Consider the following 16,143-nt stretch of genomic DNA (forward strand, 5'->3'; position numbering starts at 1 on the left):
ATCGTTATTTTTTAGTGATAAAAAGAAATAAGTTATTGCATAAGGGCATTTACCGGGGTAGCAGCTGTATTGCCGATACCATAGTAAGTAAACCCATGTTTTACCAGTTGTACGTCATCATAGATGTTCCTGCCATCGAACAGCAGCGGCGTTTGCAGTAAGCTGCGCAGGCGTGGCCAGTCGGGCATCCGGAAGGCATTCCATTCCGTTACCAGCAATACGGCATCCGCATTTGCAGCGGCGGCATACATATCATCCGCAAAGGTGACGCTGTCGCCCAGCAGGTGAAGCGCTTCTTCCATGGCAACGGGATCGTATACACGAACCTGTGCGCCGGCTTCCAGCAGGCTGTTGATCAACACCAGCGAAGGCGCTTCGCGCATGTCGTCGGTGTTGGGTTTGAAAGACAGTCCCCATACGGCGAACGTGCGGCCTTTAATGTCGCCGTCGAAGTGACGGAGCACTTTATCGGATAATATTTTCTTTTGATCTTCATTCACGGCTTCCACGGCTTCCAGGATACGTAGCTGATAGCCGTATTCGCGGCCGGTTTGGATCAGGGCCTTTACATCTTTGGGGAAACAGGAACCACCGTAGCCGATGCCGGGATACAGGAAGTGTTTCCCGATGCGGGGATCGCTGCCGATGCCTTTACGCACCTGGTTGATATCCGCACCTACCAGCGTACATACGTTCGCGATATCGTTCATATAGGAAATCCTGGTGGCCAGCATCGCATTGGCTGCGTACTTGGTCATCTCCGCAGAGGCGATGTCCATAAAAAGCAGCGGGTGTCCGTTTAACACAAATGGCCGGTATAATTGTTCCAGCACTTCGCGGGCATGGGTAGTACTCACGCCGGCGACTATACGATCGGGTTTCAGGAAATCATTTACCGCTGCGCCTTCTTTCAGGAACTCCGGGTTGGAAGCCACATCATAATCGATGATCAGCTGGCGGGCCGACAGGCTCTCCTTTACGGCACGGTTCACGCGGGCGGCGGTACCAACAGGCACAGTACTTTTGGTTACCAGCAGCAGGTAATGCTCCATGTGTTGCCCTACCTCATGCGCTACCTGTAATACATATTTCAGGTCTGCACTGCCATCTTCTCCCGGTGGTGTGCCTACAGCAATAAATACTACTTCTGCACCGGGCAATGCGCTGGCCAGCGAGGTAGTGAAAGAAAGACGGCCGCTCGCCTGATTACGCATTACCATTTCAGGCAAACCAGGTTCATAAATGGGTAATACCCCCTTTTGAAGCCGCGCAATCTTTGCTGCGTCCACATCCACGCAGGTAACACTGGTTCCCACTTCAGCCAGGCAGGCGCCGGTAACCAGTCCAACATATCCTGTTCCTACAATGACTACTTTCATACCACTGGTTTTAAGGTTGTAATTTGAACTGATCCTGTTGCAGGAAATCCCTGTAAGCCATTACCAGTCCTTCTTTCAGGCTGATGCTATGTTTCCATCCCAGGCGATGCAATTTGGATACATCCATCAGCTTGCGTGGCGTACCATCGGGTTTGGTAGCGTCAAAAATGATTTCTCCTTCATAACAAACTACTTCCCGGATATACTCTGCCAGTTGCTTAATGGTGAGATCCTCTCCTATCCCGATGTTCACCGGTTCTTTATCATTGTAATGCTGCATGAGATATACACAGGCATCTGCCAGGTCATCTGCAAATAAAAATTCGCGTTTAGGCATACCCGTACCCCATACCGTTACGGATGGTTTCTGATTCACTTTGGCTTCATGAAAGCGGCGGATCAGCGCCGGTAATACATGTGCATTTTCCGGGTGATAATTATCCCCGATGCCGAACAGGTTAGTAGGCATTACGCTGGTAAAGTTGCAGCCATACTGATCGCGGTAAGCCTCGCATAATTTGATCCCGGCAATTTTTGCAATGGCGTAGGGTTCATTTGTTTGTTCCAGCGTGCCTGTCAGCAGAAAGCTTTCTTTGATTGGCTGCGGCGCCATGCGCGGGTAGATGCAGGAACTCCCCAGGAACTGCAACTTGGTAACGTTATGCTTCCACGCCGAATGAATGACGTTAGCGGCAATCATGAGGTTGTCGTACAGGAACTCTGCGCGGTAAGTATTATTAGCATGTATACCACCTACTTTGGCGGCTGCCAGGAATACATATGCCGGCTTTTCCTTTGCAAAGAATTCATCCACCGCGGCGGCATTGCGTAAATCCAGGCTGCCGGAGGTGCGGGTAATAATGTTCTGGTAACCTAAAGTTTCCAGTCTCCTTTTTATAGCACTTCCTACCATTCCGCGGTGGCCGGCTACATATATAAGATCGTTTGCCTCCATACGTGTTGATTGATTGTGTTTATGTTTAGAGCAGCTCCGGGCGGTTTTCCCTTACCCATTGATGCAGTTGTTTAATATCCTGTCCACTTCCTTTCTGCATGATCAGCAGTGCGCTTTCTGTATTAACTACGACCATATTTTCCACGCCCACCAATGCGACCAGTTTATCTTTCCCGATTACCATACTTTTATGCGGATCGCTTTGAATAAAAACCGCCTGGTGATTCCTGTACTGGTAATGTTGCGACAATGCGTCTGCCAGTGCTTCGTAGCTGCCTACATCGCTCCAGTCCATTTTGCTGGGCACTACTTTTACGATGTCACTTTTTTCCAGCACGGCATAGTCGATGCTATCTGATGGAATGGCTTCCATACTTTCTTTCGATAACACACCGGTTTGTTTCCATTCCTCCGCGGCGATGGCTGCGGCTTCATAGATAGCAGGTGCATGCTTTTGCAGCTCCTGCAGCATGATGCGCGCTTTACAGCAGAAAATGCCACTGTTCCAGAGGAAGCCGCCGGCGGCCAGCATGGCTTCTGCTACGGCGCGGTCGGGTTTTTCCACGAAGCGGAGCACATCATGACCGGAGTAGCTGATGTAGCCAAATCCGGTGTCCGGGCGTGTAGGCACCAGGCCGATGGTAACGATATGATTTCCCGCGGCCAGCAGGCCGGCCGTTTCAATGGCCATGGCATAGCGGTCGGGCGTACCAATCAGGTGATCGGCCGGTGTGATGAGTAGTATGGTTTCCGGCTCGGCTGTGAAGGCAGCCAGGGCAATGGCAGCAGCAGTATTACGGCCTACCGGTTCGGCCAGGCATACCGGGGCAGCTGCGCCTGCCTGCATCAGTTGCTCCCGAACAATTTCGGACTGTTGTTCATTGACAATCGCCATTACTTTATTACAGGCAAAACGGTTTCGCCGGAAAGCGAGTTGTAAAAGACTATAGCCGTCGAACAGGGTGAGTAACTGCTTGGGCGTTTGTTGGTTGGACAAAGGCCATAACCGGGTGCCGGAGCCACCGCAAAGGAGAATATGCTGCATCATAGGATGATTGGTTTATGGTCAGTAATGATGTCCGTTCACCGTTTTATGGCCGGTGACCACCGTTATTTCCCTGGATGGCACTGTTGCTACGAGCATGCAGCCCAGGCTATTCAGTTCCACTTTCACGCGGTTACGGCTGATCTGTAAGATCCTGGCGGTGGAAGGAGAACGGTTTTCTTCTTCCTCTGCCCGGATAGGAAATTTTTCTACAGATACATCTTCATAATCACGGAGAAAATGGCGGATGAGCGCTATTTCATGGTCTGGTATCACGGCCGGTTGCCCCAGCCAGTATACGAAGTTGACCACGTTGTCTGTTTCCTTTACCACCCAACTCCTGCTTTCAGGAATGTGTACGAATACGTAGGATGGAAAAAGAGGTTCCTGGATGATCTTACGGGCACGCACCAATGGTTTAGCGGGGACGTAGTGTTCCACCTTTTTACGGGTGAAAAGGTCTGCCACTTTTTTTTCGCATTTGGGCCGGGTATATACCGCATACCAGACCGGAGGCTGTTCATTAAACATAGTAGCCGGTTTTTAGGTGATCGGATAGTTTTGTGTAGAATTTATAAAGGCAGGAACAGGCATGACTTCGCCCTTTGTTATTTATATTCGACTATAGCGGGCTGCATTTACTTTACGGTGCGCCTGAATAATCCGGGTTTCTTTGTTATTTCTGTGTAACCGTATCCGTTAATATCACCATATCCGGATCCATATCCGTACCCTGCCACACCTTGCCGTTTGATACCGTTAAACACAATGTTCAGTTTTCCTAATTCTTTATTCTGATACAACTCTTCAATCAGTTTAAGATAATTTTTCGGGGTACGCTGGTGACGCACCACATACAGGGTAGCATCGCAATAGGGCGCTATCAGGCGGGCGTCTGTTACCAGTCCGACAGGGGCAGAATCAATGATGATATAATCGAAACGTTCTTTTAGTTCACTCAGCAATCTTTCCAGTTCACCATTCAGAATAAGTTCACTCGGGTTTGGCGGCATAATACCGGCAGACAGTAAATACAGGTATTCGTTGTCTCCAACAGGCTGCAATATCTGCTGCAGTGATGCTTTTCCAACGAGGTAGTTAGTAATACCAGGATCCGCGCGCATGTTCAGCATTTTGCTGACCATTGGTTTTCTCAGGTCAAACTCCAGCAGGGCCACTTTCTTTTTGGCCAGCGACAAACTCATGGCCAGGTTAACGGATATAAAGCTCTTTCCCTCACCGGATATGGAAGACGTAACCAGCAATGTTTTGCGGTCGCCGTTCAAACCTATATAAGACAAAGACGTTCTCAATGCCCTGAATTGTTCTGCAACGGCTGTTCTGCTGTTATTGGACATTACGATCGCATCTTTGCTGTCGTGGTACATAATTTCTGCTGCAATCGGCGCCGTCGTTATTTTTTCAATATCTGCCCGGAACATCACCTCACGGTTCATCATATCTTTCAGCGATACAAATCCTGCTACCAGTGCAAGTGCCGCCAGTACAGAGATACCGTACACCATTGGTTTCTGCGGACTGAAAGCATAGGCTGCTGCTTCTCCCGCATCTACCACGCGGCTGTCGGATACGGCGGCCGCGTATGCCAGTGCGGTTTCTTCTCTTTTCTCCAGCAGGAAGGTGTAAATATTATTTTTAATCACCTGCTGCCTGCTTACTTCCAGCAATGCTTTTTCTTTTCCGGGTACACTGCGGATGATACCCATGTTGCGGCTATTCTCCGCCTGAAGGCGTGTTAAACCGGCCTGCAGATTGGCGCGCAAGCTCCCGATGTTCTCCATGATAGCAGGTTTCAGGCGATCTACCTGCCGTGTGAGGCTTGCCAGCAGCGGGCTGTTTTCGCCGGTGGTTTTGCGGAGCCTCTCCAGTTGTAATTCTGTTTCAGATAACTTACTCACCAGCTCCAGCAGCACCGGGTCAGAAAGCCCCAATGTACCGGGCACAATGTTACCTCCCGGATTCTGGCTGGTAACATATCTTTCAATGGCATCCAGTACGGAGATCTGCATATTGGCTTCACTGATCTTCCGGTCATTTTCCTGCACGCCTGCCAGGAATATTTTACTTTGTTCGCTGATATCCACAATACCCTGGGAGGTTTTGAAGTGTTCCACTTCTGTTTCTGCCTGGCCCAGTTCTGTACTCACGATGCGCAGGCGTTCTTCCACGAAGCGCATGGTGTTGGCGGAAGTCCTGTTCTTATCTTCCACGGCAGCCTGGCTATATACCCGGATCAGTTCATTCACAATATCTTCTCCCCGTTCCGGCGCCTCATCAGTGTATTCAAGATCCACTACACTGCCGGCTTTCGCGGCAGGCATAATTTTCATGGTGCCGAGGATGATCTGCATCCATGTTTTTTCGTTCATGATATGCAGTACATAACCAGCGGTGGTATCTGTATGCCGGGCCTTTGCCTGGATGAGCATTTTTCCCCAACGGGTTTGTACCGTATCATTCAGCGGATATTTTTTACCGTCGATGGCTATACGCTTTTGCACGGGATCATAAGTGAAAGGCCAGTTGCCGGTAGAAGCCATCTGGATAGACTCCGGTTCCAGGAAGGTAAATTTCACCGGGCTATCTTTATAAAGTACAACGTCTCTTATTTTTCCTTTTTCTATTACTTCTCCATAAAGATTCAGGTTCCTTACCACTTCTTTTGTGAGCGTGCGTGATTTCAGGATTTCTATTTCATTTTCCATCACGGTTTTGCTGCCACCCATCAGGTCGAGCGACTGCAGCATATCGCTGGCGCCGAGCCCGTTGGTGGCTTCCTGTACCAGGAGCACACCGGATATTTTATACAGCGGAGTGGCATAACGGAGATAAAGGAAAGCAGCTATCAGTGCGGCTACTACGGCTCCTGCAAAGAAAGGCCAGTATGGCAGATAGCGGGAGCGGATGATAGTCAGCAAACTCTGAGGCGCTTCCGTGTGCTGGGTTTTATGTCCGTTAACTTTTTGCATAACCTAATTATTTATAACTAACCGGTCCAGGATAATAACAAGTAGTGAAAGACTGCTGAGAATAATTGGCAGGATTTGCCGCGAACGATCAGCCGTCGCCACTTTTGACTTATTGGGTTCTACATATAGGATATCATTGGGTTGCAGAAAATAATAGGGTGAATTCAGGATGCTCTTGTCGTTCAGATCGATGCGTCGTATAATCCGCTGCCCGTCTATCTCCCGGATCAACAGAATATTATTCCGTTTACCGAACACCGTTATATCCCCCGCCATTCCCAATGCTTCAAGGACCGATATTTTTTCGTTGGTTACGTTTACTACGGTTGGTTTACTTACCTCTCCCAGTATGGTTACACGGTAGTTGAGGAACCGTATGCTCACTACCGGATCTACCAGGAGCTTTCGTTCAATGAGCTGATCATGCAGGTATACGGTGAGTGCTTTTTTGGTGAGGCCTGCTACTTTTACGGGACCCAGTACGGGGTACTGTATAAATCCCTGTTCATCTACCAGGAAGCCTCCCAGCATAGCGCCGGCTCCTGCATTGGCGCCTCCTGCGCCGGAAGCGGAGGTCATGTTGGATACATTATAAATGATCACATCCTCCGGATTAAGACTGCTTACGTTGATCTGTAATATGTCGTTCTTTTGGATACGGGGGTCGAAACTGCTATCTGACGGCATTAGCACCGTATCCCTTACATCATTGAAATAAACAGCATTTTTGGTTGACACGCACGAAGTAAACAAACAACTCAAGCATAGCAATCCCAATCCTATCCAGGTTAAGCAGGCTTTCAATATCATCGATATGGCATTTAACATCATCACTTACACTGACCGTTCCTCTCAATACAATATTACTTCAGAACGGGGTGGGATTCAATTACTCACTACAGTATAAATTGAGACGATTAGTTTGGAGTCCTTACTTATTAAAGTAACTTACCGTTCACAGCCACCGACATATTATTAAAAATGAAATTTTATTAATTTATCTGGAGAAGGGCAAAAAACAGGGCGATGAATAAATTATTTGATAAAATTTTTGAGATTAACTCAGATTTGGTTGAAACGTTCAATTTAAAATATACTTTTTTCAGATGTTGGTTTACAGTGAACACGGTTACAAACAACTTGGCTGCCATCTCCTTATATGAGTAACCTTCTTTGAGCAAGGCCACCAGTTCATACTCCCTGCGGGTAAGTTTGTCTTTGATACTTTCCAGCGGATCTTTATTGATATGAGTAATGAGCAGATGGGCAGCACGGGGAGATAAAGATGCGCCGCTTTGCACAGTGTCCATCACCGACTGATAGATATCACTCAAGCGGCTGGATTTAATCACATATCCACTCGCACCATTTTTAATGGCTTCAATAATATATTGTTGCTCCTCATGACCGGATAATACAATCACTTTTGTATCGGGATATACCCGCTTTACTTCGCGGAGTCCTTCGATACCGGATATACCTGGCAAGGTGATATCCAACAGGATTACTTTTACATCCGGGTAAGTAACCGGCAAGTCCATAAATTCCTCTATCGATTTGCAGGCAAACATGACCTTACACTCCTGGAAGTCCTCCAGGAACTCACGGTAATTACTTAGCAGAAAATGGTTGTCTTCAATGATTCCAATGTTGATCATGGCTAAACGGGGGTATGGTACTCGAAATGATATGGTTTATTAAAATAATCTAATAGTAAATATAGTCGGAAAAATGATAGTTATCTAGTATAATTTTTTATAAATATGTTATAGGCTTATATACAGACAAAAGCAAAATAAGGAAGCTTCAGCAAACATATTACAATAAATTCTATGTTAATAAATTTCCACAGCATGTTAAATAAATGTAATCAAATACTACTTTTTTAATAATATGAATAAGTTTCGTATATTGTGTACAGAACCATTTGCGCTCCTAACCCGATATCCTTCGAAATAGAAAACCTTTTTAAGAATCAACCAAAAAACGAAGTATGCTGAACCATATCAAAAGGCATGCAGTTGGCCAAAAATCAATACTGGAAATGCGATCGGATTTCATTGCCATGGCTACCCATGAATTTAAAACACCGATCAGTGCCATCTCGTCTTCCATAGAATTGCTGGAAACCAAAATGCAGAGAGACGAATTGATGTTGCCGTTTTACGAACGCAATTTATCCCGCATTAAGGAAGAAATAGACATTTTGAGCAGCATGGTAGATGACATCCTCACCACCGGCAGCATGGTAGCCGGCAACCCTGTAACACAACCGGAAGAAACGGAGCTACCTATTTTTGCCAGTATGATCCGGCAACAGTATTTCAGCAACCGCGCCGACCAGCGCCAACTCCGCATCAAAGTATCCGGGCGCCCGCGGAATATCTACATCGACAGGAGCCACCTGGCCGGGATATTCACTAATCTCATCAGCAATGCGTTTAAATACTCTTCCGGCGATCCGCTACTCGGCCTGCATTTCCGGAAAAATCACCTCTGTATTAAAGTAAAAGACAATGGCATCGGTATACCGGAGGCGGATATACGTTTTTTATTCACTCCTTTTTTCCGGGCAACAAACGCCCACGGCAAAGAGGGCACCGGCCTGGGCCTGGCCATTGTAAAATCCTATGTTGCCGCCAACAACGGGCATATCAGCGTTACCAGCGGCAAAAATGGTTCTGTTTTCTCGGTTACCTTTAACTACTAACGAACCAACATCACCGTTCCCTTCAATAAATGCTGCTCACTGCGGCTGTCTGTAAACGTACATATATATACATAGGCCTGCACACCCGCCGGCGTGCCTTTAAAATTCCCGTCCCATCCCACCTCGGGCGCATTACTCATAAATACCAATGCCCCCCACCGGTCGTATACCCGTAACCGGTAGTCATGAATCACATCATATACTTTCGGACGGAACAAATCATTCAGTCCGTCGTTATTAGGACTAAAAGCACCGGGCATCACCACCAGGCAGTTTTTCCAGGGAGATTCCACCTTAGCGGTTACACCAGCGCTGTAATCATGTGCATCCATAATCTCCGCTACATGGCTACCCGCTGCAAGCCCGGGAAACACGCTATCTGTTTGCCATTGCCCGTTGTCAAGCCGATAACGGTAAGGCGGCGCACCGCCGGTTACATGCAGCATAATCCTGCCGTCGGCTACTTCCCCGCAACTGCAGGGCTTTACACTAGCCTGCACCGCAGGCGGTATTAATGGGTCAATAGCCGAAAGATTGTCCATCAGCAGCGCTATTCCATACATACTTTTATTACAGGCCGTTGTTGGGTAAGCCCAACAGGAAATATAAGTATAGTTGCCATGCGGCCTGAATATGGCATGATACCGCTGCCAGTTTTCATGGGTAAAATTACCGGATGTCCATAACAGCTCGGCGGTATCTCCCGGGGCATTACCTCCGAAAATCGCCAGGTTGCCATAACAGGCGGGATATAAATAATAAAGTGTAAACGCCAGATCCAAACTCAATACATAAGTGCTGTCCTGTTTCAGCGAGGCAGGCAACTTTTGGGCAATGCCTTCCAGGAATCCTTTACCACTATGCACCCCTACATAACTCTTACCTGCTGAAGGAGCCAGCAGGATTTCAAAAACACCGGGCTGTGTGTCCGGCGTACCATTAGCCACCAGCCAGCCAGAAGGAACCAAACCTTTCCCGGTACGGCCTTCCAGTGAAGGGTTACTTAAGGGTATCTGCTGTGCCTCCGCAGGCACACACAACGCCAAAAACAGCCAGCAGCATAGTATTCCGTATATAATTGTGAGATCTGAAAACATGCCGCTCATTTACCGGATTAAAATTACCGGTTATATAAATGATGACATATACTCATACCAGTAGTTTGTCGTCTTACTTTTCTTTTGTTTTGTTTGCCTGAAAAAATATCTTTGCCCACAAAATACCCCGGCACGCGATTGTGCCATAGCTTAATCCGAAAAAAACTTATCATGAAAAGATCCGTACTGTACTTAGCCCTGGGAACCGCCCTTCTCACTACGTTTACGTCATGTAATGAAACTGGTAAAAAAGACAGCAACGCTGCGTACGAAGATAAATCTGCATCTTCCGCAAATGATGTAATTGAGTACACCAACCTGATTGTGGACCTTTCTAACAAGAACTCCGACTACGTAGTACGGCTGGTTAATAATGCCGACCGCGTAACCGAATTACTGTCCGGCAAAGGTAATCCCGCCTTCCTCAGCAGTATCATCAAACCTATTATGATTAATATGATCAGTCATGGTAAGGTGAAAGTGGAAGAACCGGTAGATGCCTTAAATAAGGCAGACCAGCAGTTTTTTAAAGAAAAGGTAACCAGCTTTAAAGGCTCGTTCGACAAGTTAAAAACTACTTACACGCAACTGGATGATTACCTGAAAGCACAGGACTACAAAGACGACAAAGGCGCAAAAGGCCTGGCACTGGCAGATTCTATCCGTAGCAGCGCCCAGGTATTTTTTGAGCAGAAAGCTATCCTGATGAAAAGAGTGAACGAAGTAGCAGATGCCAGTGAGGCCATCATCCTGAAAGACAGTCCCATAAAAGATTACGTATTGGCTATGAAAGCCGATATGCAGTCGGTACGTGATTACATTACCCTGCTGGGAGAAGGCAGCGCCGATTTTGCGAAGATCAGTGACAAAGCACAGGCAGCCTATGACGCCCTGGAAAAAAACCAGGCGGCACATGCAGGCATCGATATGGCCAATGCTGCGAAAGAAAACAAGGACTCATATTATAAGAGCTTCTACGATAGCTTTCACCAGTTCCTGCTGACAGCCAAAAGGATCATGCGTGACGCCAAAGAAAAAGGCGAAATGACCGACAGCCAGCTCGAAACCCTCGATAACGCACTGGATACCATGATCGGCAGATACAACAGCTTCACAAAATAAAATAACAATGGGTAGATATCCACCGCGGATATCTACCCATTTATCTACCAGTAACTATTTCTTAAATACTTCTTCCAGCTTCTTCTCTAATTCTTCTCCGCGTAAATTCTGCGCTATTATTTTTCCACTGCCGTCTATAATAAAGTTGGCAGGAATGCCTGAAATGCCAAACTCCAATACAGGATTACTTTTCCAACCCTTCAGATCAGATACATGCGTCCAGGTGAGTCCATCTTTTCCTACGGCTTTCAGCCATGCTTTTTTATCGGTATCCAGTGATACACCGAGGATATCAAAACCCTGATCATGGAAGCGCTGATATGCTTTTACCACATTAGGATTTTCTGCACGGCAGGGACCACACCAGCTGGCCCAGAAATCTACCAGTACAACTTTTCCTTTGTAGTCGGTCAACTTCACCAGTTTGCCGGTGCTATCAGGCAGCGACATTGCCGGCCGGGCGCCCACGCTCATTTTAGCATGTTTATCCATCGAGGCTTTGATAGCCAGTCCGTAGTCCGTTTTCCTTGCGGGATCTGTGAGTAGCTGATAGGCCGCCGCCGCTTTTTCCGGGTAGGAATAATTGATATACCTGTCCAGGATCACAAATGCGGCTACCGCTGAACCGGGAGAATGCTTTACAAAAGCGGTAATGGAGCTATCCAGTTCTTTATCCAGATCGGCAAACCCGGCTGCTACCACCTTTCGCTCCACGCTGTCTTTGTTTTTTTCTGCTGCATCTGCACGCTGATATAATTTACCGGCTTTCTGGCGCATCGCTTCCCACGTTTCCGCCCACCCGGCATATAAAGGCTGATTTCCCGGGCCGGTTATTTTTGCGGCCCTCAAGGAATCCTTATGAGCGGTAATGGTAATAGTGCTATTTTCCAGGAAAAATGATATCCCGTTATATTTATCAGCAGCCGTCCATACCGAATATAGCTGCGGTGAGCCTACTTTTCCTTTAAACGTAAACTTTCCATTCTTCAGCATGGTGGAATCCGGCTTATGGTCTGGCAACATGAAAGTATTCAGGTATACCTTACCGGTATCCTCGCCGTGTATAACGCCATTAATCGTATAGCCCTTACCGTTTTGTGCCTGTGCCGACAGCATACCAACAGTGGCAGCCAACAGGACGATTGATTTCTTCATATTAATAGTGGGTTTTGATGTTTATGCTGCTTTATAGGTCATGCTTACAATTTTGCCGAAACCGGTGAACACCTTTACATCCTGGAAATCGCCCAAAGGACTGATCTTATAGCGGTACAATTTTCCTGCTGTACCGTTCCAGGTACCTACCATTACGTCGTCGCCCGTACACTGGAAGTAAGTTACCTGCTCTCCTGCTGCAATAGTCTTAATGACCCTTGCTTTGCCGGAAGGAATATCATACAGGTAGATGCTACCATTAACGAGAAAATAGATTTGCTGCAGTTTTTTGGAGCTGGTCATTTTAGTGAAGGCGGCCAATTCAGGAGCATCGCCTGTGATCAGCTTTTTTGCGACGGCGGGGTCTGAGCGGTTGCCATCTATCTGGTACAAATAATAATTACCATTATCCTTGAAGATAGCGTTGTTAAGGAAAGGCGCATTTCCCTGGTCCATAGCAAGGAGGTCCATCCCGATATTACGCATATCAAAGTAACTGCCCGGCTCGGGTGCGCTGAAAGCCACCAGGGAAGGGATCAGGGAAGCGCCTGACAGGTACACAAAGCCTTTGGTTTTTGTATCAAAAAAGAAAGCGGTATAGGGTGTTTTCTCACCAGTATAGGGTTGCGGACCGACCCCTGTATAAGAAGAAAAATAATAGTCATCGCCTTTGCCACCGGGGAAAGGAAGTGTATTCAGATATTTTACATCTCCCGGAAAACCTCCGGCAACACGTACCTGCAGATGGCCGTCGTTAATCAGGATATTCATGCCGGTATTGATTTGCCCGAACTTCTGCGGATGGAACACGGCCGGTGTTTCCCAGAACCAGCTGGTGTAGTCTGTTAGCTTCGTCATTTCTGTATACTCCAGTTCTATGGCGTTGGCAGCGCCAAACATCCATACCGATTTAGCACCGTAATAGTTAGTGGTAGCTACCTGCAGCGGTTCATTCAGTACATAGTCCTTATTCAGCTCTGAGAAAATATGATGGAAGAAGGTATCTGTTTTCAGGATGATGGTCATATCTGCTTTGCCAGCTACATCTTCCATCACCAGCCATCCTTCGCTGAAGCGGTTGATTACCTTCAGGTTGAAGAACTTAAAGTAAGAAACGCCGGAAGCTTTCACGGTTACTTTATAAATGAGCCTGTAAATGCCAGGTTTCACACGGATAGCCTGGTGAAGGTAACGGGTGCTGTCGAGGATATATACCTGATAAGCATCTTCAGAATCATTCTGGTGGATGCTCCATTCATATACCAGTCCATTATCACCTACAGGCACGGCCTCTTTAATATCGGGCTTCACAGTTAATGTGTCAAACTGCAGCACGGCGTCAACTGCCGTGGTATCGGAGATACTGAGCACGTTAATAGGAATAATATCTTTATTGCTGTTGTCTTTCAGGCAACCGGACAGCGTGAGCATCACCAGCATTGAAACACACAACCAATTATATACTGACAATTTCATATTGCAACTTTTAGGATAAAGAAATAAGAGTGCAGGTTAAATAGCAGGGAAAGTAACCCTGTTGCCATTTTCATCTATCAGCGGCCCGTTTGTATTTTCGTACCGGATCAGTTCTACCCGCATCTTTTGCAGGATAGACATGATCTCCGAAAATTGTGCGCCTGTTCCCATTGTGATAGCGGTGGTACCTAACCGTGATACCATGAACTGATGCTTGGTAAGTGAATATGCGCCATAGAAGAAGTCGCTCCAATCAGCGGGTTTCAGCAACATATCCGTTATCCTTATCTGGTAATTAAGGCTGTTAGCGAATCCTGCGGCAAAGTCATCAGAGGAGGCTATACGAAAATAAACAGAGAACACTTTATTCTTCATGTCCGGTGTACGGAACAGGTATACCGGAAACTTTATGGCATATTCGCCTGCCTTTATAACGGCAGGGCCTATATCAAAATGTGTTCCTTTTACAGCGGTGGAGCTGTCTGTTATTATGAGGTTGAACTTCCTGTCGATAGCAGTAGCCAGCCCGGTGATCCGCATATTAAGGTACACGGTATCTTTCAATACGGTATCCGGTTTTACCACAAATGTATAATTGATACTGTCGGGTAGTACAAAATCCCTGGAAAAGTAGATCGCAGGCAATTCTTTGTACATCAGCCGTTCTTCCTTGCCACATGCACTTATCAGCAGGTATAATATGGCTGTTGCTATCAGCCTGTTAATATTCTTCATGTTTGATGATTTAAAGAGATGCAGAGTTGATTACTTTCCAAACTCGATTTCCTGGTTTGGCAATGGCAGCACGTACTGCGTATTATTGATGGTGCCATTAAGGGCGCCCTCAATTTTAGCCAGGTTTAACCGTTTGTAATAATAGAAGAGTTGTCCCACGCAGATAAAGTCCCTGCGATACTCTTTAAATATTTCATGCTGTAAAGTAGTTGCGTCCAGTCCTGCAGGCAGTTCTATAATATTCCTGGCAGCGCGGACTTTGTTCAGCCATTTAAGCCCTTCGGCAGGAGCCGGTTCACTTTCTGCGGCGATATAATACATCTCTGAGAGAGAAAGCACCGGGATTCTTTTCTTTAGTGATTCCCTGTTTTCATCTACCTGCCAGAGCTTACTGGGGAAGATAATACCATTGCTTACGCCCCACAAGCTGTTACTTACAAAGCGAATGTCGGTACTGCCGCCTGCTGCCGTTTCAAACACTGCCTTTCTGCGTTCTTCAGTGATGGTAAATTTCTTATACATCTTATCACCGGTAGCCATCATAAAATAGCTACTCACGGGGTCTTTCAGCTTGGATACATAGATAGAGAAGATGTGTTCTGGCGTAAACGTCCTGTTGATATCAGTAGCATTGGTCGTTAATTCACCCGAAGTAATAAAGCGAAAATTACTGCTGGCAATTACTTCTTTTGCATAGGCGAGTGCCTGTGCTTTATCGTTGTTATAGAGATACAGTCTTGCCAGTAATGCTTTTACCGCCCAATAGTTCATCCGATTGCTGCGAAAGGCGAGGAAGTCGTCGTTGCCACCCGGGTTGCTCATTTGCGGATATACTTTCAGTAATGCTTCTGCTTCTTTCAGATCTTTTTCACATAAGGTAATCACCTCGCTTACTTTTAAGCGTGCCTGTGGTGTTACTGTAAAGGAAGTCATATAAGGAATGGCGGTAGCAGTAGCATCTGATTTAGGAGAAGGTGCATATAAGCGCAGCAGATCGAAGTGTATAAAAGCCCGCAGTGCCAGCGCTTCGCCTTTGATAATATTATAGTTATCCGCGGTAAAGATTAATTTTTTGTTGTCGATATTTTTCAGGATATAATTTGTTTGCGCGATGGTAGCATACATATTACCCCAGATACTATTGATGATGCCTGTTATACCGGCATTGTCATACTGGTAGGTGGCGGCATAAAAAAAGTCGTGATCTATTTTCGTGGTGTTGTCGTATCCCTGCGATAAGACTTCCAGGAAACCGAAAGTCAGGTTGCCACCGTATAGTTGCCCGTCGGCCGCTTTCTGATAGCTGCCATACAGTGCATCTTTGAAACCCTGTTCAGTAGAAAACTGTTCTGATTCCTTGATTTCTGTCTTGGGTCTTACATCCAGCCATTTCTTGCAGGAGATAAGTGTGAGTGAGGTGATGGAAGCTACCAGGAAAAGTATATTGCGTAGATGTTTCATGTTCAGATCCTCTTAAAA

15 protein-coding genes are annotated in these 16,143 nt (G+C 46.6%); 3 read left to right on the plus strand and 12 right to left on the minus strand.

Going from position 1 to position 16,143, the window contains the following annotated elements; genetic code table 11:
- Positions 1 to 32 precede the first annotated feature (32 nt).
- The 6 genes from AB6805_RS04610 to AB6805_RS04635 form a co-directional block, all read right to left on the minus strand.
- Entirely contained in the window at positions 33 to 1,379 is a 1,347-nt protein-coding gene (locus tag AB6805_RS04610; RefSeq protein WP_370908283.1) for a UDP-glucose/GDP-mannose dehydrogenase family protein, read from the minus strand.
- 10 nt (positions 1,380 to 1,389) lie between these two features.
- Positions 1,390 to 2,334, minus strand: a complete 945-nt coding sequence (locus AB6805_RS04615; RefSeq protein ID WP_370908284.1) for a GDP-L-fucose synthase family protein — start codon at positions 2,332 to 2,334, stop codon at positions 1,390 to 1,392.
- A 25-nt stretch (positions 2,335 to 2,359) separates the two neighbouring features.
- Positions 2,360 to 3,382 carry a mannose-1-phosphate guanylyltransferase gene (locus AB6805_RS04620; RefSeq protein ID WP_370908285.1) on the minus strand — a complete coding sequence of 341 codons (1,023 nt, stop codon included), beginning with the start codon at positions 3,380 to 3,382 and terminating at the stop codon, positions 2,360 to 2,362.
- Positions 3,383 to 3,400: 18 nt separating this feature from the next.
- Positions 3,401 to 3,910, minus strand: coding sequence for a transcription termination/antitermination NusG family protein (locus AB6805_RS04625; protein WP_370908286.1), 510 nt, complete (start codon positions 3,908 to 3,910; stop codon positions 3,401 to 3,403).
- Positions 3,911 to 4,017: 107 nt separating this feature from the next.
- Complete coding sequence (locus AB6805_RS04630; RefSeq protein WP_370908287.1) at positions 4,018 to 6,369, minus strand: GumC family protein; 2,352 nt, start codon at positions 6,367 to 6,369, stop codon at positions 4,018 to 4,020.
- A gap of 3 nt (positions 6,370 to 6,372) precedes the next feature.
- Entirely contained in the window at positions 6,373 to 7,107 is a 735-nt protein-coding gene (locus AB6805_RS04635; protein WP_370908288.1) for a polysaccharide biosynthesis/export family protein, read from the minus strand.
- On the opposite strand from AB6805_RS04635, the gene AB6805_RS04640 reads away from it, so the two are divergent.
- On the plus strand, positions 7,097 to 7,276 hold the full coding sequence (locus AB6805_RS04640; protein ID WP_168771290.1) for a hypothetical protein: 180 nt from the start codon (positions 7,097 to 7,099) through the stop codon (positions 7,274 to 7,276). The two genes, AB6805_RS04635 and AB6805_RS04640, sit on opposite strands and share 11 nt — an antisense overlap.
- Positions 7,277 to 7,361: 85 nt before the next feature.
- Here AB6805_RS04640 and AB6805_RS04645 read toward each other — a convergent pair whose 3' ends face one another.
- Complete coding sequence (locus AB6805_RS04645; RefSeq protein ID WP_370908289.1) at positions 7,362 to 8,027, minus strand: response regulator; 666 nt, start codon at positions 8,025 to 8,027, stop codon at positions 7,362 to 7,364.
- A gap of 335 nt (positions 8,028 to 8,362) precedes the next feature.
- Between AB6805_RS04645 and AB6805_RS04650 the strand changes: the two genes are divergently transcribed.
- Positions 8,363 to 9,079 (plus strand): sensor histidine kinase, encoded by a 717-nt coding sequence (locus AB6805_RS04650; RefSeq protein ID WP_370908290.1) that lies wholly within the window; start codon positions 8,363 to 8,365, stop codon positions 9,077 to 9,079.
- Here AB6805_RS04650 and AB6805_RS04655 read toward each other — a convergent pair.
- Positions 9,076 to 10,176 carry a gliding motility-associated C-terminal domain-containing protein gene (locus AB6805_RS04655; protein ID WP_370908291.1) on the minus strand — a complete coding sequence of 367 codons (1,101 nt, stop codon included), beginning with the start codon at positions 10,174 to 10,176 and terminating at the stop codon, positions 9,076 to 9,078. The two genes, AB6805_RS04650 and AB6805_RS04655, sit on opposite strands and share 4 nt — an antisense overlap.
- A 171-nt stretch (positions 10,177 to 10,347) precedes the next feature.
- Between AB6805_RS04655 and AB6805_RS04660 the strand changes: the two genes are divergently transcribed.
- The gene (locus AB6805_RS04660; protein WP_370908292.1) at positions 10,348 to 11,298 is read left to right on the plus strand and encodes a DUF3829 domain-containing protein; all 951 of its coding nucleotides are present in this window, start codon (positions 10,348 to 10,350) and stop codon (positions 11,296 to 11,298) included.
- Positions 11,299 to 11,352: 54 nt separating this feature from the next.
- Here the strand turns inward: AB6805_RS04660 and AB6805_RS04665 are convergent, their stop codons facing one another.
- Genes AB6805_RS04665 through AB6805_RS04680 form a run of 4 tightly spaced genes read right to left on the minus strand, consistent with a single transcriptional unit; the run spans position 11,353 to position 16,125 of the window.
- Entirely contained in the window at positions 11,353 to 12,453 is a 1,101-nt protein-coding gene (locus tag AB6805_RS04665) for a redoxin family protein (protein ID WP_370908293.1), read from the minus strand.
- 21 nt (positions 12,454 to 12,474) lie between these two features.
- On the minus strand, positions 12,475 to 13,929 hold the full coding sequence (locus tag AB6805_RS04670) for a PKD-like family lipoprotein (protein WP_370908294.1): 1,455 nt from the start codon (positions 13,927 to 13,929) through the stop codon (positions 12,475 to 12,477).
- Between the two features lie 36 nt (positions 13,930 to 13,965).
- Positions 13,966 to 14,664, minus strand: a complete 699-nt coding sequence (locus tag AB6805_RS04675; protein WP_370908295.1) for a DUF4843 domain-containing protein — start codon at positions 14,662 to 14,664, stop codon at positions 13,966 to 13,968.
- A gap of 30 nt (positions 14,665 to 14,694) precedes the next feature.
- Positions 14,695 to 16,125 carry a RagB/SusD family nutrient uptake outer membrane protein gene (locus tag AB6805_RS04680; protein ID WP_370908296.1) on the minus strand — a complete coding sequence of 477 codons (1,431 nt, stop codon included), beginning with the start codon at positions 16,123 to 16,125 and terminating at the stop codon, positions 14,695 to 14,697.
- Positions 16,126 to 16,143: the final 18 nt, after the last annotated feature.

The organism is Chitinophaga sp. RCC_12 (assembly GCF_041360695.1).
GTDB lineage: Bacteria > Bacteroidota > Bacteroidia > Chitinophagales > Chitinophagaceae > Chitinophaga.

Excerpts from the sequence above, each read along its gene's own strand:
- AB6805_RS04610 (WP_370908283.1), bottom strand. The coding sequence starts at position 1,379 with ATGAAAGTAGTCATTGTAGGAACAGGATATGTTGGACTGGTTACCGGC.
- AB6805_RS04615 (WP_370908284.1), bottom strand. The coding sequence starts at position 2,334 with ATGGAGGCAAACGATCTTATATATGTAGCCGGCCACCGCGGAATGGTA.
- AB6805_RS04620 (WP_370908285.1), bottom strand. The coding sequence starts at position 3,382 with ATGATGCAGCATATTCTCCTTTGCGGTGGCTCCGGCACCCGGTTATGG.
- AB6805_RS04625 (WP_370908286.1), bottom strand. The coding sequence starts at position 3,910 with ATGTTTAATGAACAGCCTCCGGTCTGGTATGCGGTATATACCCGGCCC.
- AB6805_RS04630 (WP_370908287.1), bottom strand. The coding sequence starts at position 6,369 with ATGCAAAAAGTTAACGGACATAAAACCCAGCACACGGAAGCGCCTCAG.
- AB6805_RS04645 (WP_370908289.1), bottom strand. The coding sequence starts at position 8,027 with ATGATCAACATTGGAATCATTGAAGACAACCATTTTCTGCTAAGTAAT.
- AB6805_RS04650 (WP_370908290.1), top strand. The coding sequence starts at position 8,363 with ATGCTGAACCATATCAAAAGGCATGCAGTTGGCCAAAAATCAATACTG.
- AB6805_RS04655 (WP_370908291.1), bottom strand. The coding sequence starts at position 10,176 with ATGTTTTCAGATCTCACAATTATATACGGAATACTATGCTGCTGGCTG.
- AB6805_RS04660 (WP_370908292.1), top strand. The coding sequence starts at position 10,348 with ATGAAAAGATCCGTACTGTACTTAGCCCTGGGAACCGCCCTTCTCACT.
- AB6805_RS04665 (WP_370908293.1), bottom strand. The coding sequence starts at position 12,453 with ATGAAGAAATCAATCGTCCTGTTGGCTGCCACTGTTGGTATGCTGTCG.
- AB6805_RS04670 (WP_370908294.1), bottom strand. The coding sequence starts at position 13,929 with ATGAAATTGTCAGTATATAATTGGTTGTGTGTTTCAATGCTGGTGATG.
- AB6805_RS04675 (WP_370908295.1), bottom strand. The coding sequence starts at position 14,664 with ATGAAGAATATTAACAGGCTGATAGCAACAGCCATATTATACCTGCTG.
- AB6805_RS04680 (WP_370908296.1), bottom strand. The coding sequence starts at position 16,125 with ATGAAACATCTACGCAATATACTTTTCCTGGTAGCTTCCATCACCTCA.